The organism is Providencia sp. PROV202 (genome assembly GCF_028479565.1).
Taxonomy (GTDB): Bacteria; Pseudomonadota; Gammaproteobacteria; order Enterobacterales; family Enterobacteriaceae; genus Providencia; species Providencia zhijiangensis.
This window is the reverse complement of sequence record NZ_JAMPNV010000021.1, coordinates 1-18,436: the sequence shown is the minus strand read 5'-3', so window position 1 is coordinate 18,436 and position 18,436 is coordinate 1. Positions and strand designations below refer to the sequence as shown.

Below are 18,436 nucleotides of genomic sequence, written 5' to 3'. Positions count from 1 at the left end.
TAATACTGGCTTTAGCTGTTATTGACAATAATTATACATCAATATTCATCTTTTAATTGGCGTAATAATGTAAAAACTGCTCGTAATGATGGATTTGTCATATTAATGTTCAGTTTTTGTTGCAATTCAGGGTTTTCGCACTGTAAAAAAATGTTGATATTTTTCTCGGTTTTCAATGTACTAGGTACTGTTGCTTGCTGATTATTGCGCAAAGTTCTTACTTTTTCGGAATAGTTCGTAATTGTCTCATTTTCAGGCCAAATATGATGAGCGAATTGTAAATTAGACTGCGTATATTCATGCGCACAGCAGATGAGAGTATCATCAGGAAGTGCTGCGATTTTTTGAATCGATTGATACATTTGAGCGGGAGTACCCTCAAAGATCCGCCCACAACCGGCTGAAAATAATGTATCGCCACAAAATAGGTAAGGAGCTTGGTAAAAACCAATATGTCCAAGCGTGTGACCTGGGAGACCGATGACTTGAAAATTGAAGTCATCAATGGTGACGGAATCGCCATCACACACCAACTCTGTCGCCCCTTTAACTAAGGTTTCTTGGGGGCCAAATACAGGGAGTTTTGGATATTGAGCAATAATTTCTTTCACACCCTGTGTATGGTCGTTATGATGATGGGTGAGTAAAATTGCAACAGGGGTCAATTGGTTAGCCGTTAATATTGAGAGAACCGGCTCTGACTCAGCAGGGTCAACGATGATACACTGCTGGTTGTTTGCTAGTAGCCAAATGTAATTATCATTTAACGCTGGTACTCGAATTAACTCCATAATCAACCTCGATCCGATTTTTAAGGGGAATGTTATGAAACCTGCGCGTATTGAAGAAAAGATTCAAATGCCCGCCAGTTGGTCTGATATTCCTTTTGGTGAACACTATCGACAAGCCTTGGAAGCCCAGTTAGCGCCTTGGTGGCAAAAAATGTTTGGTTTTCACCTGCTTAAATTAGGTCATTTGAGTACAGAAATCCACACTAAAGAGTGCATGATCCCTCATCAATTCACGCTAGGTGAAGATCCTCACGTATTTGATGTCGCGGCAAATCCCGAAGCTCTGCCTTTTGCGGATAAGACTATTGATGCCTGTTTAATGCCCCACTTACTTGCCTATAGCCATGATCCGCATTGGATCTTACGGGAAGTTGATCGGGTATTGATCGATGATGGTTGGCTGATTTTATCGGGATTTAATCCATTTAGCCTAGCTGGGATGGCGAAATTAGTGCCTATTTTGCGTAAGCAGCAGCCTTACTGTAGCCGTTTTTTCCCTTCTCTCCGGGTATTTGATTGGCTAGGGTTACTCAATTATGAGGTGCTATATCACCGAAACTGCCAAGTGCTTCCTTGGGTTTCATCGGAAAAACGGGTCAATAAACGTTGTGGTGGAATTGGCGTGATCAGCGTGATTGTTGCAAGAAAACGGACATATCCATTAACGCCAACGCCCCTGAAATTTAAGCAGCCTAAGGTGAAAATTTCAACAGCGTTGGGTGCAACGAAAGAAATCAGTAAATCGAAGCAACTTCGTTAAGTCTGAACCTGACTATTCTTGAGTAGGCTGGTAACCTGTATCTTCTTTTGTTGGCGCATTGGCCGCGGCGCGAGCTAATTCATCACACTTTTCATTCTCCGCATGACCCGCATGACCTTTTACCCAGCGCCAATCGATAGTATGGCGTGTAATTGCTTGGTCGAGACGCTTCCAAAGATCCACATTGACCACTGGCGATTTATCCGCTTTTTTCCATTGGCGGCGTTTCCAATTGTGGATCCATTGAGTGATCCCTTGACGTACATATTGGCTATCGGTAGTCAGGATAATATCGCAAGGTCGGGTAAGTGACTCTAAAGCAACGATTGCTGCGAGTAATTCCATGCGATTATTGGTGGTGAGGAAAAAACCATCACTGAGTGTTTTCTCATGTTGCTGATAACGAAGTACGATACCGTATCCGCCGGGTCCTGGGTTACCTAAACAAGACCCATCAGTGAAAATTTCTACCTGCTTTGTCATTTCTGTTACACTCTTCCTTATTCATCAACTTCTAGTTTGACACAAAAAAACATTATGAGCACGGCGATAACCCGACAAATTGTCCTCGATACTGAAACCACAGGTATGAACAAGCTTGGTGTTCATTATGAAGGGCACAATATCATTGAAATTGGTGCTGTAGAGGTGATTAATCGCCGCCTAACAGGACGTAATTTCCATGTGTACATCAAACCAGACCGTCTCGTTGACCCAGAAGCTTTTGAAGTCCACGGAATCAGTGATGAGTTTTTGCAAGACAAACCAGTATTTGCCGATATAGCCGATGAATTTATCGAATTTATTCGCGGTGCAGAACTTGTTATTCACAATGCGCCCTTCGATATCGGTTTTATGGACTACGAGTTTCGTAAGCTCAACAGAGGCATTCCTCCAACCTCCGAATTCTGCACCATTACCGATAGCTTAGTATTAGCTCGCAAGATTTTCCCCGGTAAACGTAATAACTTAGACGCCTTATGTGATAGATACCTTATCGATAACTCCAAGCGAACATTGCACGGCGCTTTACTCGATGCTGAGATCCTCTCTGACGTCTACTTAGCGATGACAGGGGGGCAGACCTCTCTTGCATTTTCAATGGAATCTGAATCCAGCAATACAGAGCAAGCCAATGAAATTCAACGTATTAAGCGTCCAGTCAGTGGATTAAAAATTATTTATGCTTCTGATGAAGAAATTGCAGAGCATGAAGCCCGCTTAGATATCGTGGATAAAAAAGGGGGGAAACCCTGTTTATGGCGGCAAACTGAGCAAGATGACGAAACTCTTCATTAGGTCGACAGTTTTGTGATCTGATAAGGCTAAAAACTGCTCAACCGTACGATTTTTCAAGAAAAAGAGTTGACTGTCATATCAAGTATTCGTAATATGCTTCGCGTTCCCAGTAGGGAATTTCGGAGCGGTAGTTCAGTTGGTTAGAATACCTGCCTGTCACGCAGGGGGTCGCGGGTTCGAGTCCCGTCCGTTCCGCCACATTATGACGCCATGCTATTGATTAGCATGGCGTTTTTGCTTTTAGGGTTTTGCCAGTATGCCATTCAGTATGCCTCTTTATTTTGGTTTCCCTCCGATTGTATTGGTGGGTATTGGATTCTTTATCTCTTTTTTGTCAATCTAAGAATAACAACTTAAGTGCCAACCAAGTTGTTATCTGCGATAAGCTTCTCAACTATTAATCTCGATAGTGCAATGGGCACAATCAAAGTCTGTAAAAATTTTTTGCCTATTTTTTCGTTTGATTGAAATTTTCCTATCGGCTTATCATCAACATAGACCTCAAATTGTGCTGCCTCTGCTATCGTTTGAGTGAATTTGTGCCACATATTACCGTTACTACGTATTTTGGTTTCATCAGGAATAAAGTTACCCTGCTGAGTGAGCAAATGTTTGCCCGCCATTGAGAAGCCGAATTTTCATTTGTATTACCTTATTCACTAATTGCTAAGTTGTATTAAGGCTAACAAACTAAAATAAAGACAAAAAGCGGAGTAATGAATGGTCACTTATAGTTTGATTATCTTAAATGGTAATTTGATTAAGCTGAATTTAGTCAAATGTCTCCATAAAGACTATTTTTATAGTTAAAGCTATTAACTAGAGGGATTGTTGATTTTTTAGCAAAAGTCTATTGAGCTTATGGCTATTTCCCTCTGGATTATTCCACCGTATTCTCTGTGGTATTCAAATTGTCGTGGTAATTATTCGTTAGTTTGTCCTTAATGACGGTGGTCTAACCAGATAATTACCCGTGAAGTTTAACGTGAACTAATTTAAGAGAGATAACATAATGACTGTTCCTATGATGGGTGTTGGTACGTTTCGTTTAAAAGATGATGTTGTGATTGCATCAGTAAAAAATGCATTAGATGTTGGGTATCGTGCGGTTGATACCGCTCAAATCTATGAAAACGAAGCTGCTGTTGGGCAGGCAATTGCTGAAAGCGGTATTGCACGCGATAAACTCTATATTACAACCAAAATTTGGATTGAGAATTTAAGCAAAGATAACCTGATCCCAAGTTTGAAAAAAAGCCTGAGTGATTTACAGACTGACTATGTTGACCTAACCTTGGTTCACTGGCCATCCCCAAATGATGCGGTTTCTGTTGAAGAGTTTATGCTTGCTTTATTAGAAGCGAAAAAACAAGGTTTAACTCGTGAAATTGGTGTATCAAACTTTACTATTCCATTGATGGAAGAAGCTGTTGCTGTCGTTGGTGCGGAAAATATTGCCACCAACCAAATTGAATTATCACCGTATCTGCAAAACCGCAAAGTGGTTGAGCGAGCAAAAGAATTAGGTATTCATATTACATCGTATATGACACTGGCTTACGGCAAGGCATTAAAAGATGACGTTATCCAGTCCATTGCGCAAAAACATAACGCAACCCCAGCTCAAGTTATTTTGTCATGGGCGATGGGTGAAGGTTATTCTGTGATCCCATCATCAACCAAGCGTGAAAATTTAATCAGTAACCTAAAAGCCACAGAATTACAGCTTGACCAAGAAGATCGTGATGCAATTGCAAAACTGGATTGCAATGATCGTCTTGTTAGCCCTGAAGGCTTAGCGCCTAAGTGGGATTAACGATTATTCCCGTAGGAAAGCCATAATCATGGCTTTCCAATCTGGTCTAAATAGGTCGTCAGGCAATCAATAAAAGCGCGAATTCGTTGACTGACGACCTTATCGCTGTAATAAACAGCATGAAATGGCAATGGAATAGGCAGGATCTCATCAGGCAATAATTCAATCAGTTCCCCACGTTTAATCCCTTCGTTCACCATAAAGTCAGACAAACAGGCAATTCCTTCGCCATTAACACACAACTGCAATAATGTTTCGCCACTGTTTGATGATATTCCATCAGCAACATCAACGAATAGCCCATTTTCGGTCTTCACTGGCCAAGTATTGAGTGATGTTGGCTCTGTAAATGTCAGGCAAGTATGGTGACGTAAATCAGCTACAGATGTGATTTTGTCGGCTGTTTCAATATATCGAGGTGAAGCCACTATTTTACGGTAGCTATTAAATAAGGGACGAGCCCGCAAACTTGAGTCTGCTAACTGCCCAGCCCTGATTGCAATGTCAACCTTACGTTCAATCAAATTAACAAATGTCTCAGAAGAGACGAGTGATAATTCAATATTAGGATATTGCTGCCGAAAAATAGCAACAAACGGAATAAGGAGATGCAAAGTGACGGGCGTTGCTGCATCAATACGCAATAAGCCTTTGGGCGAGCTTTGTGTATCAAGGAGTTCATCCTCAATAGTTTGCATTTCCTGCAACACATTTTTCATTCGTTGAAAATACAGTTCACCTTCTGCAGTAAGATCAATTTGTCGAGTTGTTCGTTTGAGTAAATTGACGCCCAATTTCTCTTCCAGCTTTTTGACCGTTCGGCTGACCGCAGAGTTGGCGATGTTTAGCTTATCCGCTGCTTTTGTGAAACTTTTTTGTTCAACGACTTCAATAAATACATGTGCTTCGTCGGATGTAGCCTTCATTCAAAGTTCCTTTCAGATCTAAGGTGTTCAACGCGTGCCAATTCATATGATTAATAAAAAATGCGTATTTCGAGAGGGATGATAATACAGTGAGGGTGTGCTTGTCGAAAAAACCAACGTATACGTTTGATGGTGTACGTTGGATGTGTTGTTCTATCGAATCTAACAGCAAGTAACACAATACTAAATAAAACAATAGCAAGTAAAACGACAGGGCATTAAAAGGTCACTACCGTTTTAATGTGCGCGTTTTCACTGTGTAGTAGGGCTTGAGGAAGTTGCTCGAATGCAAACGTATCGGGAATAGGACATATTAAGTCACCTGTGCTTATTTGTTTGATTAATGCTTCTCCTGCCAGCATTAATTGCGTAATTGCAAGTGGTTCACCAAACTGATGAATGGCAGCCAGAGCAACTTCGTGATAAGAAATGGCGGTTGTAAATGCAGGGTCAACAGGCAATTCAATTCGACCTAATATAGACACAATATGCCCATTCGCTTTGAGATGCGGGACTAATAAAGACGCATATTCGGGGCCTGTGGCATCAAAGATAGCAAAATAGGTTTTATCAACCTTCGAATGGTGCCTAAATAGTTGGTTAATTCCGAGTTTTGCCGCGGTGTCTTGTGTGGCACTCGCAGAGATAACATCGACAAGGAAACCTCGTTGTCGCAGGATCTGCACCAGAAATTGATTAACCGCACCTAGCCCTGAAACTAATACGCTTTCGCTGTTATTCACGGGAACTTTTTCAGCAGATTGCCATGCCGTGAGTAATGGGCATGGCACCGCTGCCGCTAATGAAAATGACATTTCTTCCGGTATCATCATCACACTATTGGAATTGAGGATGGTATATCGGGCAAAACTACCGGGTTTTAACAAAGGGGCATGGTAGCAAACTCGGCGGCCAATCAGCTCAGGCGCGACATTGTGTCCAACAGACACAATAATACCGGCTCCATCAACACCTGGGATATGCCCCGAAGCCCAGTTGAGAGGGTTACTCTGAATAAATTTGTAGTCAACGGGGTTTATGCCTGCTGCGGCATTTTGTATTAAGATCTCATTATCCGCTAATTCTCTTGTTATTGAGGTACGCTGGATAACGGAATGCTGAGAGGCATCATATTGCCAGCTATCGTATTCTATGCTTTTTATCATAATATTCTGATTTATATTGGAAATAATAAAAAGCCCCTGTTTGATGAACAGAGGCTATTGTGAGTCACTTATTTGGCTGTCGGGTAATCGATATAACCCGCAGCACCGCCACCAAAGAACAATTCTCTTATTGGTTCATTCAGCGGAAGGTTATGTTTTAATCGATAAGGTAAATCTGGATTGGCAATAAATGGACGCCCAAACCCTATCAAATCAGCTGAACCTGATGCTAATGCTTGCTCTGCACGCTCCACAGTATATTGCCCTGAGTAAATCATTGTGCCGTGGAAAACAATACGTAACGCTTCTTTGAAAGCCATTGGCATAACTGGCGCATCTTCCCAATCGGCTTCGGCGATATGAATGTAGGCAACACCTATCTCATTTAAGACGGCAGCAGCGGCAAGATAAGTTGCTTCAGGTGTCGCATCTTCAGAGCCCATCAGCGTGGTCAATGGTGCTAAACGAACGCCCACTTTTTCACGACCAATAGCATCGGAGACGCCTTGTGCCACTTCACGCAGAAAACGCAATCTGTTTTGCAATGAACCACCGTATTCGTCATCGCGTTGATTTTCTCGCGAATCAATAAACTGATTGATTAAATAACCATTCGCAGCGTGTAATTCGATACCATCAAAACCGGCTTCGATTGCATTACGAGCAGCTTGAACATAGTCTTGAACAATACCTGCAATTTCTGCTGTTTCAAGGGCGCGAGGCATGGAGTGTTGAACCATCTCTCCAACGCCATCTTCAGGTCCACGACCTTCAGTATCCACAAAGACTTTAACCCCTTTAGCTTGAATGGCAGATGAGGAAACAGGGGCGGCATTATCAGGTTGTAAAATGGTGTGGGAAACTCTCCCAACGTGCCAAAGCTGTGCAAAGATTTTACCGTCCGCTTGATGAACGGCATCGGTGACTTTTTTCCAACCCTCAATCTGTGCTTGCGTGTAGATACCTGGTGTCCAAGCATAGCCTTGCCCTTGGCGACTAATTTGAGTACCTTCGCTAATGATGAGTCCAGCACTGGCACGCTGAGCATAATATTCAGCCATCATTTCAGTGGCGATATCGTCTTTACCAGCTCGTGAACGAGTCATTGGTGGCATAACAATTCGGTTTTTTAATGGTAAGCCACGTAAGTTATAATGCTCAAATAACATGATCCTGCTCCCGTATTTATCTCTTGTTAATCTGTCTTAAAACGTGATTAATTCGTCACTGCATGACAAAAATATAATCAATTGCAGATGCAAGATAAATATCACTCATTACAATACACTTTTGCGAAAAGTAGAATAATCACGATCCATCACTGCATTTTGAGGCGAAGGGCATCTGGGGTGGGAATCGCGTTCTAGCGTGCGCCCAAGTCTTTGTAGATACCCAGTATGTTTATGTTGGAATATTAGAAAATTAGCCCCTCATTACTGAAGGGGCTAATTGTGATAGGCGAATTAGTTCGTTTGTGTTTTTTGCTGATGTGCATTTATCAAAACGATAATTAATGCTAAGGCTGCAATAATTGCCCCCATGACCGGAACATAGGCATAAGATAATCCGCCCGAAATCACAGCGCCTCCCGCAACGGCACCAATGGCATTTCCAAGGTTGAATGCACCAATATTCACGGAAGAGGCTAACCCTGGAGCTTCACTTGCCACACGCATCACTCGCATTTGTAATGGCGGGACAACACCAAAGGTAGCAGCACCCCAGATGACCATGGCAAATGCAGCACCTATTGAGTTTTGTGCAATAAATGGCATCAGTAACATGATGGCGGCAAGTAATAGTAAAAATCCTTTTAACGTCCCATCGACAGAACGATCTGAGAATTTTCCACCTAAATAGTTCCCAATTGAGAAACCGACACCAATCAGAACTAACATGACCGTAATCACGCCTGTACTCGCATCTGCAAGATACTCAAGTACTGGGGCTATGTAGGTGTACAATGTGAACATGGCACCCGCACCTAATGCGGTTGTTAAGAGTGCAAGTAACACTTGTGGGCGCATCAACACAGAGAGCTCTTGTTTAACATTAGGACGCACGCCAGCATTGCCTTTAGGAAGTGATATCCATAGGAAAATCATCGTGATGACCCCTAAACCAGCGGTGATTAAAAATGACGAGCGCCAACCTATCGTATTCCCTATCCATGTCGCAGCGGGAACGCCCCCAATATTCGCGATAGTTAATCCCATAAACATCGTGGCGATTGCACTTGATTGTTTTTCTACAGGAACAACGCTTGCAGCAACGACGGCTCCTAATCCGAAAAACGCGCCATGATTTAAACTGGTTAAAATTCGTGACAGCAATAAAAATTCGTAATTGGGTGCAAGTGCAGATAAGACGTTTCCAAGCGTAAATATAGACATTAAAATAATCAGCGCTTTTCTTCTCGCTTGATGAGATAACAGTAATGTCATGACCGGGGCGCCCACCATCACACCAACGGCATAAGCGGTAATGAGCATGCCTGCTACAGGGATAGAAACTCCAGTGCTATTTGCGATAACAGGCAGTAATCCCATTGGGGAAAACTCGGTAGTGCCAATACCGAATGCACCGAGCGCAAGGGCAAATAGAGGAAGATTAATTTTCATTATTGTCTCGATAATAAGTTAGAAATATATGACTGAATTTTGTTAAGTATGTCACAAAAAATTAAGGGGTTAATTACCCAAATCAGCAAATGATTTCTATTAAAATCGCAATAATCAATGGAAGGATTGTTAGCGGTGTTTAAATGTGATTTATTGAAAGAGGGAGATAAAATAGCGTATCGTCCCTCATTTTATGGTGGCTATTGGTGAAATTCTGGTAAGACAGACAGACTAATGTCTTCTAATGTTTCTTCTATTGGATGCTCATTACGGCGAAATTGTAAGCCAATGTGGTTAACACCCGCAGCTTTCATTGCGGTTAACTCTTTGATCAATCCATTTCGACCTGTTTTTACACCAAAACGGTGGCGTTGGATTGGCGCGTTTATATCATCAATAAAATCAAGATGAATAAAGCTGACATACGGCTTACTTCCCGCAACATTGCGCCATAGTTTGACCCTTTCTGTATGATCAATTGGGGTTCCTGGGTAGGCAAGCCAACCTTGCATATGTTGCCCAATCCATTCCGGCGATTGCTGGGCAAGTCCCGCGACAAATAATGGGATAGGCTGATGTTCAGGTAAAATTTGTACGCCAGTGGGTAACTGTACGTCTTTTTTGCCAGTTAGAATATCAACATGTTGGCGGAATAATTTACCTCTATCAGGATAGCTGACATCAAAAAGAGGATATTCAATCGGTCTATCTCCACTCGCGACACCCAGTAATAAGCGCTCATGACTTAATGTTTGTAGTGTTGCTGCTGATTTTCTAACTAGCCAAGGTTGGCGTAAAGGCAGAACAATCGCCGCGGTGCCAAGTAAGATGTTTTCAGTGATCCCTGCGAGGTAACCCAGATAGGAAAATGGCTCAAATACCTGAGCAGCATCACCAAAGTTAGGGTCATAGAAAGGGACATCTCGTACCCAAGCTGCACGATAACCTAACTTATCTGCCAGCTTGATCCTAGATGCATGTTCTTTCATATCAGGTACGCCAAAAGGTCGATTTTCTTGTTGACGTTTTATTTGTCCTGTTGAAGACCAATCATTATCAAGGGGTAATTCGATACCAATAGAAAATGATCCATTTATAAATTGATGAGTATTCATAATTAACCTTAAATCAGAAATAGAGTTTAGATGTGATTATTTTCTGGATATAAGAACTTAAGTAAATATGAATAATGACAATAATATTTTGCGATAAAAGCAAAGGTAGAGGGCGTAGTGCATGTTTGGGAATTTTTTTATTATAATTGATATTTCATTGTCTATTATTTCTTTATAAAGAAAAGACTGTTGCAAATAAAATAACAATCATGCATGAGTAACGTATTATATTAAAAAAGAACAGCTGTTTTATGTTTAATGAGGTTAGTGATGACAGAAAAATATTATTTTTTGGGTAAGTCATTTGAAATTGAAATGGATAACGGATTGCAGGTGAAAAACACCTATACGACTGACGGAAAAACCGTGACTATTGAGTTTTTAAATGGTGATTTAAAAGGCTCTATAATGCATGTCCCATACACTGCCAAAGCGGTAGATGGAGATAATTTTTTGATTTCTTGGCAAGAAAGCGACAATTCAACTGTTGTGCATTGTGATAATTTTTTACAGGGTAAGTCATACGCTTATTATACGATGATGAATGGTCAGTTCTTTGTGATGGAAGGTGTTATTACAGAGTTGAAATAAGTTTTTGTTTAATAAAAAGCCCTGAAAAGGGCTTTTACCGTAATCGTATTTTTATTTAATTAACACTGCACTGACTGTTGCATAATTTCCCATTCTTGCGCTTGTGATTTTATAACCCGATGCACCAGCCTCTTGTGCTTTTTGCGCAATAATAGCTTCAGCGGAGGTGATTGTATCACTCGTTGCTGTTACTGATTGAGCAAAAGCACCAAATGAAAAAATAGACAAAGTCATAGCGGCTGCTAACATTTTTAATGTTTTCATTGAATAATATCCTTTAATTTAATTGACCTAATGATTTAGGTGATGAACTCAGTGTATTCTTTTTTTTATTATTTAATAGCGTTAACTTCGCAATACTCTTTTCTTAAAAAGAGAATAATCATAACCATTAGTGAAAATATGTAGATGAAATAATGTAAACTAAAAATTTGCTTTTAATGCATCTAAGCCATCTTGATAAATATCCGTAAATAGTTTTACGACATCTTCATTACTGACATTGACAGGCGTAAAACGTCCCGTCCATTCAACACGAGAAACATTTTTATCTTCAGTTTCATGCACACTGATATTCGATAAATAATGAATGACAGGGAAGGGCGCTTGAATAATCGAATAACTATAATTTTTACCGGTGTGGTCAAATGCTTCTAACCGCTCAATGACAGTACTGCCATCTGAAGTGGTTAAGCTTCTCACGCGAGCGCCTTCACTCATCACACTTTTAGGTATGAACGGAAGCCAATCAGGAAGTGAATCAAAGCCCCCCATTAATTGCCAAACTTGTTCTGGTGAAGCGGGGATTTCGATAGAAACAGTTGTATTAGCCATAATAATTTCCTTAAAATTTTAAATTCGTTACATTGCAAGTGTATCTACGACACCACCATCGACACGCAATGCGGCGCCGGTTGTTGCCGATGAAAGGGAGGATGCTAAATACACTGCTAGATTAGCTACTTCATCAACATCCGCAGCGCGTTGGATAATGGAGCTTGGGCGCGAACTTCTGACAAATTCATCCGCTTGTTCACGAGCCGATAAGCCAGATTTCGCCATCGCATCCGCTAACATCCCTTTTAATCCATCCGTAAATGTCGGTCCTGGCAGAATTGCATTCACCGTCACGCCTGTTCCTGCAAGGCGCTTCGCTAGGCCATGAGAGACTGCGAGGTTGGCACTCTTCGTCACACCGTAATTGATCATGTCACCAGGTATCGCAACACCTGATTCTGAGGAAACAAAAATAATACGCCCCCAACCCTGTGTGACCATGTTCTGTGCATAGTGGCGTGATAAGCGCACGCCGGAGAGTACGTTGACATTGTAAAATTCTAACCATTCACTATCTGGAACAGTAAAAAAGTCATCGTCGTTAAAAATACCGAGGTTATTAATTAGGATGTCGGCCGTAGGTTCTTGGTTAAATAACACCTGAGCACCTTCTTCTGTCCCCAAGTTAGCGATGACAGTGCGTAATTTTGCGTCAGGTACTTCGTCTCTAATATGACTCATCGCGCTAGCAACGCTCTTTTGGCTACGTCCAACAATCACGACCGTAGCGCCTGTTTTTGCCAAACCACGTGCAATACCCAGGCCAATACCCGATGTTGAACCGCTCACAATTGCCACACGACCATTCAGATCTAATTTCATTTCAATCCTTAAAGCTGAGTGGACTATTGTGCCCACTCATTGTTGAGTGATTAACGAATAGGTAAGGGGGCGTTAGCCGCGATCAAACCTTGGCGCTGCATTTCCAACCAAAATTCAGTTGGAATTTTAGCGCTTAATGCTGCTAAATCTTCAGACATACGGCCTGGGCGGCTTGAACCTGGAATAACGGCAGCAACGGCTGGGTTAGCTAATGAAAACTGCAATGCAGCAGCTTTAACATCAACATTAAATTGCTGAGCAATTTGATAAATCTTCGCAACTTGCTGATGAATAGCAGGGGACGCTTTTTGATATTCAAAATGTTCCCCTCCAGCTAATACGCCAGAGCTGTATGGCCCACCAACAACGATATCAACATTATGCTCTAACGCTTCTGGCATCAGACGCTGTAATGCGCGGCTGTGATCTAATAAGCTATAACGTCCTGCTAATAAGAAAGCATCGGGTTTTGGCTCATCTAAGCCCAGCGTTAATTCACAAGGTTCAACACGGTTAACCCCTAAACCCCAAGCTTTAATCACGCCTTCTTCGCGCAAACGCGTTAAAGCACGGAATGCCCCTGTACGTGCTATATTAAAATGTTCTAACCAGCCATCTCCGTAGAAATCCTGTGAAGGATCGTGGATCCACACAATATCAATACGGTCTGTTTTCAAACGTTTCAGGCTATCTTCAATAGAGCGTAAAGTTGCATTTTCAGAGTAGTCATTCAGAATTTTGTTTTTCAAACCATGTTCGAAGATACCGCCTTTTTCTCCGAAATCACGTTTTGCTGGATCTTCCATTTCATCTAACATGATGCGGCCGACTTTTGTGCTCAACACATAATCATCACGTGAATATTGAGACAGAGCCTCACCCATGCGAATTTCAGATAAACCGGAACCATACAGCGGTGCAGTATCAAAATAACGAATACCTAAATTCCAGGCTTCATGTACCGTTGCCTGTGCTTCATCATCAGGGATCGCTCTGAACATGTTACCGAGAGGTGCACCACCTAAACCAATCTTGCTAGGCAGTAATTTTTTAATACTCATATTGTCATTCCTTAATAAATTAGCGAGTTATCCGCAAAATTAGGTTTAAGGACAGCGTACTATCCTGTCGTGGTGAAGATAATAGGTTGATTTATTCTGACATGATAGGACATAATTCGTCTGAGTTAAGACATTAAAGGGAATAACTATGATTGATTTGCGTCAGCTCAGCTACTTTGTTGTTGTCGCTGAAGAGGAACATGTTGGACGTGCCGCAGAGCGCTTGCACATCTCACAATCACCATTAAGCCGACAAATTTCTCAATTAGAAGAAAAACTCGGATTAATGTTGTTTGAAAGAAGTCAGCAACGGATCCGCTTGACGTCTGATGGACAAACGTTTTTGATAGAAGCTCGCTCTCTTCTCACTCATGCCAATCGTCTGGAATCATTAGGTCGTCGATTAGGTCGAGGAGAAGATGGCGGGTTATGTATTGGTTACATAGAGAATGCGATGCACTCAGGTGTTCTACCGAGTTCATTAAGTGAACTCAGGGATTCGCGTCCTGATGTGCATATTGCACTTTATAGCCAAACACCTGAGCGCCAATTAGAGGGATTACGTCAACGGAGCCTTGACTTTGCAATGGTTGATACACCGCCTGAAGGTAAAGAGAGTGAGTTAGAATATTTTCAAGTACTCAATGATCATATGCTCGTTGCGATACCCCATCATCATCCTCTTGCTGAAAAAGCGGAGATCACCCCTGAAGACCTCACCGCACAGCAGTGGATCTCTGTTTTGCACAACAACGATAACTCACATTCAAGGGATGACTTTGTCGCTGCTTGTGTGAAAGCAGGGTTTCGGCCAGATATTCGGTTAGAAGCAGAAGAACCATTAACTGCATTAGGTCTTGTTGCTGCGGGTCTTGGCGTCACATTGATACAAAGTGGTTTACGGTATAATTTACCGAAAGGGGCGATTGTACGGGAGGTGCCTTGGATGAATATGACTACTCAGATTTGGGCTGTCTGGCATAAGGCAAATTTACGACCACTCGTTACTCATTTTAGAGGAATGTTAAGTTAAACAGAAAAAATTTAAAAACAGGTGCTTAGGATTCGCTACAACTGTATGCAATTTAGTCATATGCTTAAATGTAGGGTGGATTGCGGAAATATAGTACATTTTATTTTCATTGCAATGCTCACTTTCAGAGAAGATAAAATGCTGTTGGTTAATAATTCAATATTTATATTAAAAACATGTGGTTAAGTTTATTTTACGCTGCTCTTACAATTTGATTGAATTCGAATGCATTTTGCATCATGACCTCTGCAATGGTTAGGGCAAAAAATCTAATTATAGCTGTCTCATTTTAGGGGAAGTGGACACTGCCTTTGGATCTACATGCCTCAACTCGCACTCATTCTCACTCTTCAGGGGAAAGCTAGTGGTTTATGACTACTTACTCTGTTTACGGTACTCTAGCGGTCATATTTATTTTCAAATAGCTTATAAGAACGAGAATTAATCCTACTACCTATAGACGTTATTACCGAGATATTGTTATTTTCGATTATTGAAATAGGAACTAGCAATGTATTTAAATTAATATCTCTTTTTATGAATTAGGAATAATTCCTAGATGAAATAGGAATTATAAGGGAATACTCTTAATTTTTATTTAAATGTGGGATTTAAGTGGAATTATGAAAATTAATAGGTGATATACATTACTAACTATGCCTTCTGGTTATTTTGAAGGAGATTAAATGATAAGGGTATTTAATTAGAATGTTATAAACCTATATTATACACGCAGTGAGAGTATTTTGTGATAATAAGTTTTTTACTCGTATTAAGGTATTTTTAATAGAATGTTAATAGGCATTAATACGACCTATAAACCCCTCTTTTAGAGAGGTTTATGCTTAGGTTTAAATACTTGGTATTTATATATATATAGAATAAAAATTTTATTTTTATCAATTTTATGGTTTTTATGCTCACACACTATATGAGTTAGAAAAATAAATAATCTTTTAACATGTAAATTATATCAATTAAAACAATTATTTATGAATCAATTGATAGAATAACGACTAAAATTGATAGCATTTCTGCGGATTGGTAAAATCAAGGGGGGTAAAATTGACGCATATCAACTTTGAACGATATAATGCTGAAGTTTTCATCATGTAACAAAATGCTTCATGCACACACTTAATGGGTTAAATTGAAGCAAAAATAACTATAAGTATTTTATTTTTAAGCTGGGAACTAAATGATTTCCAGCTTTAGTATTTATTCAAATTACTGCGATATTTATTCTCTCTAATATTACATAGAGGGATTTTGCTTTGCATAAATTAAACACCATAGCGTTGAAAGGATTAATATGAAAAAGATCACTGGCGTTGTAATGCTATTATGCATTGCAGCATTGACGGGTTGTGTGCGTAATGAAGGACTGCACGGGTATAATAGCGAAAAATGGAAGAATAAGAATATTCTTAAAGAAAGCAAAGAAGTCGAAAGTAATAAAGCATTAGTTTCTTTCTATAGAATAGATAATCAAGTTGAAGGGAAAACAATTAATATATTCGTGAATAAACAGTACCTCACTTCATTAGAGCCTAATGCGACTAAACAAATTAAATTATGCTCTGGAAATAACAATTTTACTGCATATAAAACAGATGTTAGCGAGCGCTATAACACTAAATTAAACGAAATCGATAATAAGTCACTAGAGCCAGGCAAATCCTATGCATTCTTGGTCACTGAAACCAATGGAACAGTATCATTAAAACCAATGACAGAAAAAGAAGTTTATGAATTTAAAGGGAAAGTTAGCACTCAGGTTCATACTTTACCGCGTGTGGATGTAGCTCAAAGCTGCCAATAATTAACACGTTTTTAAACTAAATTTAATTCAATAAATAATTGTCCGATACGAGGCAATGGATAACTATGTCTATTAAAAAAATATCAATTAAAGTTAATAATAGCAAAGAGACGATTGAGCAATATTCTGTTATTGGTGGGGAAAATGGAGCAGGTAAATTAAAACAACCACTGCATATTAATGCACAAAAAGATGTAAACTATTTATTAATTGACGAAAGTACACAATTCGCACCAGAAAACATCGCGGTTAAGCGAGTTGATAAAAACCTTGTCATCGCATTTGAAGGCGGTGATGTAGAAAGCCCTGATTTAATTATTGAAAATTACTTTGCTGAGAATGGTGCCATTGGTTATCAAGAAGGCGATGCAAACCTCATTATTGGTCAATATGAAAATGGCCAATATTTCCCATACGTTCCTGAAAGTGCGGTAAAAGCTGACGCAATCAGCCAATTAGCAGACGGCCAAGCGGCTGGTCAAGCCATTGGTGGCGATGCATTACCACCATTGTGGGCATTTAACCCATGGTGGTTAGCTGCACTTGTCCCTCTTATTGGTATTCCTGCTGTGGCAATCAGTGGCGGTGGCGGTGGCGGCGGTCATTCTAAAGTTGTCGATCATGCACCTATCGCGGGTGATGATTCTGCACATGCAAAACATAATACCCCTGTTACTATCCATGTTACCGCGAACGACAGTGACGTTGATGGCGATTTAAATCCGAACTCTATCCGCATCGTCAAAGAAGGTTCTAAAGGAACCGTGACAATCGGTAAAGATGGAAAGATTATCTATACACCAAACAAAGGTGAATATGGTGTTGATACCATCACTTATGTGGTGAAAGACCGCGCAGGTCATGAGTCGAATGTTGCTACCATTACCGTAAAAATTGATGCAGCACCAGAAGCGAAAGACGACTCTGCGGCAACCAAAGAATCTAAACCTGTCACCATCGATATGGAAAACAACTACTCCGATAAAGACGGTGATGTTGACCACAGCTCTTTAGCGATTAAAACCAATGGTGGCAAAGGGTTCGCGAAATTTGTTAATGGCAAGTTAGTGTATCAGCCGAAAGCCGGCGAAGTGGGTACTGACACCATCACTTATACCGTGACAGATAAAAACGGTAACGTCTCTGAAGAAGCGACGATCACCATCGAAATCGACGCGCCGCCAGTAGCGAACGACGACTCAGCTAAAGCCAACAAGGCAACGCCAGTTGAATTAGATGTTTTAGGTAATGATACCGATCTGGACGGTGATATTGACCCTACGACATTAGAAGTTGTGGGTGAACCAACCAAAGGCACCGTAAAAGTTGTTGATGGTAAGCTGGTCTATACCGCAAATCCTGATGCAACAGGCCAAGACACCATTACGTATCTGGTTAAAGATAAAAATGGCAACGTGTCCAACAAAGCGACCGTGACCATTGATATCACTGAACCGCCAGTGGCGAACGAAGATAAAGCCGATACTCGCCACAATACGCCAGTTGAAATCGATATCACCGCGAACGATACCGATATGGACGGCGATCTGGATAAAAACAGTGTGGTGATCACCAAGCCAGGGACGAAAGGTACTGTCACCATTGGTGAAGATGGCAAGCTTGTCTACACCCCGAATAAAGGTGAGCACGGTACTGACACCATCACCTACCAAGTGTTCGACAAGAACGGCAACGTGTCCAACGAAGCGACGGTAACCATTGAAATCGATGCGCCGCCAGTGGCAGTTGATGATAAAGCTGCGACCAAAGAGTCAG

The 18,436-nt window shown here is 40.8% G+C and carries 19 protein-coding genes and 1 tRNA gene; 8 read left to right on the top strand and 12 right to left on the bottom strand.

Translation table 11 applies throughout. From position 1 onward, the window contains the following. Positions 1 to 38 precede the first annotated feature (38 nt). Positions 39 to 791 (bottom strand): hydroxyacylglutathione hydrolase, encoded by a 753-nt coding sequence (gloB, locus tag PR799_RS15715; RefSeq protein ID WP_154628286.1) that lies wholly within the window; start codon positions 789 to 791, stop codon positions 39 to 41. 34 nt (positions 792 to 825) lie between these two features. Between gloB and PR799_RS15710 the strand changes: the two genes are divergently transcribed. Next, positions 826 to 1,551 (top strand): class I SAM-dependent methyltransferase, encoded by a 726-nt coding sequence (locus PR799_RS15710; RefSeq protein WP_154602720.1) that lies wholly within the window; start codon positions 826 to 828, stop codon positions 1,549 to 1,551. Positions 1,552 to 1,563: 12 nt separating this feature from the next. Here the strand turns inward: PR799_RS15710 and rnhA are convergent, their stop codons facing one another. Next, entirely contained in the window at positions 1,564 to 2,034 is a 471-nt protein-coding gene (gene rnhA, locus PR799_RS15705; RefSeq protein ID WP_036953952.1) for a ribonuclease HI, read from the bottom strand. A 54-nt stretch (positions 2,035 to 2,088) separates the two neighbouring features. Between rnhA and dnaQ the strand changes: the two genes are divergently transcribed. Both dnaQ and PR799_RS15695 read left to right on the top strand, forming a co-directional pair. Further along, the gene (dnaQ, locus tag PR799_RS15700) at positions 2,089 to 2,850 is read left to right on the top strand and encodes a DNA polymerase III subunit epsilon (protein WP_154628284.1); all 762 of its coding nucleotides are present in this window, start codon (positions 2,089 to 2,091) and stop codon (positions 2,848 to 2,850) included. A gap of 121 nt (positions 2,851 to 2,971) precedes the next feature. Further along, a tRNA-Asp gene (locus PR799_RS15695) sits at positions 2,972 to 3,048 on the top strand. A gap of 155 nt (positions 3,049 to 3,203) precedes the next feature. Here PR799_RS15695 and PR799_RS15690 read toward each other — a convergent pair. After that, positions 3,204 to 3,473, bottom strand: coding sequence for a hypothetical protein (locus PR799_RS15690; protein ID WP_154628283.1), 270 nt, complete (start codon positions 3,471 to 3,473; stop codon positions 3,204 to 3,206). Between the two features lie 389 nt (positions 3,474 to 3,862). On the opposite strand from PR799_RS15690, the gene dkgB reads away from it, so the two are divergent. Then, on the top strand, positions 3,863 to 4,666 hold the full coding sequence (dkgB, locus tag PR799_RS15685; protein ID WP_272522702.1) for a 2,5-didehydrogluconate reductase DkgB: 804 nt from the start codon (positions 3,863 to 3,865) through the stop codon (positions 4,664 to 4,666). Positions 4,667 to 4,692: 26 nt separating this feature from the next. Here the strand turns inward: dkgB and PR799_RS15680 are convergent, their stop codons facing one another. The 5 genes from PR799_RS15680 to PR799_RS15660 all read right to left on the bottom strand — a co-directional run bounded on the left by PR799_RS15680 (position 4,693) and on the right by PR799_RS15660 (position 10,494). Further along, a complete protein-coding gene (locus PR799_RS15680) occupies positions 4,693 to 5,592 on the bottom strand; it encodes a LysR substrate-binding domain-containing protein (protein ID WP_272522701.1) in 900 nt (299 codons plus the stop codon). A gap of 218 nt (positions 5,593 to 5,810) precedes the next feature. After that, positions 5,811 to 6,758, bottom strand: coding sequence for an alcohol dehydrogenase catalytic domain-containing protein (locus PR799_RS15675; RefSeq protein ID WP_272522700.1), 948 nt, complete (start codon positions 6,756 to 6,758; stop codon positions 5,811 to 5,813). A 68-nt stretch (positions 6,759 to 6,826) separates the two neighbouring features. Beyond that, positions 6,827 to 7,927 (bottom strand): alkene reductase, encoded by a 1,101-nt coding sequence (locus PR799_RS15670; protein WP_272522698.1) that lies wholly within the window; start codon positions 7,925 to 7,927, stop codon positions 6,827 to 6,829. A 294-nt stretch (positions 7,928 to 8,221) separates the two neighbouring features. Then, a complete protein-coding gene (locus tag PR799_RS15665) occupies positions 8,222 to 9,379 on the bottom strand; it encodes an MFS transporter (protein WP_036960479.1) in 1,158 nt (385 codons plus the stop codon). A gap of 200 nt (positions 9,380 to 9,579) precedes the next feature. Beyond that, complete coding sequence (locus tag PR799_RS15660; RefSeq protein ID WP_272522697.1) at positions 9,580 to 10,494, bottom strand: TIGR03571 family LLM class oxidoreductase; 915 nt, start codon at positions 10,492 to 10,494, stop codon at positions 9,580 to 9,582. Positions 10,495 to 10,764: 270 nt separating this feature from the next. On the opposite strand from PR799_RS15660, the gene PR799_RS15655 reads away from it, so the two are divergent. Next, positions 10,765 to 11,085: a MoaF-related domain-containing protein gene (locus PR799_RS15655; protein ID WP_272522696.1), complete on the top strand. Its 321-nt coding sequence runs from the start codon at positions 10,765 to 10,767 to the stop codon at positions 11,083 to 11,085. Positions 11,086 to 11,136: 51 nt separating this feature from the next. On the opposite strand, the gene PR799_RS15650 is transcribed toward PR799_RS15655, so the two are convergent. The 4 genes from PR799_RS15650 to PR799_RS15635 all read right to left on the bottom strand — a co-directional run bounded on the left by PR799_RS15650 (position 11,137) and on the right by PR799_RS15635 (position 13,805). Further along, positions 11,137 to 11,349 (bottom strand): DUF1471 domain-containing protein, encoded by a 213-nt coding sequence (locus tag PR799_RS15650; RefSeq protein WP_272522695.1) that lies wholly within the window; start codon positions 11,347 to 11,349, stop codon positions 11,137 to 11,139. A gap of 159 nt (positions 11,350 to 11,508) precedes the next feature. After that, positions 11,509 to 11,919, bottom strand: coding sequence for an SRPBCC family protein (locus PR799_RS15645; RefSeq protein ID WP_272522693.1), 411 nt, complete (start codon positions 11,917 to 11,919; stop codon positions 11,509 to 11,511). A 27-nt stretch (positions 11,920 to 11,946) separates the two neighbouring features. After that, positions 11,947 to 12,744, bottom strand: coding sequence for an SDR family NAD(P)-dependent oxidoreductase (locus tag PR799_RS15640; protein WP_272522692.1), 798 nt, complete (start codon positions 12,742 to 12,744; stop codon positions 11,947 to 11,949). Between the two features lie 50 nt (positions 12,745 to 12,794). Continuing rightward, complete coding sequence (locus PR799_RS15635) at positions 12,795 to 13,805, bottom strand: aldo/keto reductase (RefSeq protein ID WP_272522690.1); 1,011 nt, start codon at positions 13,803 to 13,805, stop codon at positions 12,795 to 12,797. Positions 13,806 to 13,953: 148 nt separating this feature from the next. Here PR799_RS15635 and PR799_RS15630 point away from each other — a divergent pair, with 148 nt between their 5' ends. The 3 genes from PR799_RS15630 to PR799_RS15620 form a co-directional block, all read left to right on the top strand. Continuing rightward, positions 13,954 to 14,838 (top strand): LysR substrate-binding domain-containing protein, encoded by an 885-nt coding sequence (locus PR799_RS15630; protein WP_272522689.1) that lies wholly within the window; start codon positions 13,954 to 13,956, stop codon positions 14,836 to 14,838. Between the two features lie 1,312 nt (positions 14,839 to 16,150). Continuing rightward, on the top strand, positions 16,151 to 16,660 hold the full coding sequence (locus tag PR799_RS15625) for a cell envelope biogenesis protein OmpA (protein ID WP_272522687.1): 510 nt from the start codon (positions 16,151 to 16,153) through the stop codon (positions 16,658 to 16,660). Between the two features lie 65 nt (positions 16,661 to 16,725). Next, positions 16,726 to 18,436 (top strand): Ig-like domain-containing protein (locus PR799_RS15620; protein WP_272522685.1); only part of this gene is annotated, 1,711 nt, incomplete at its 3' end.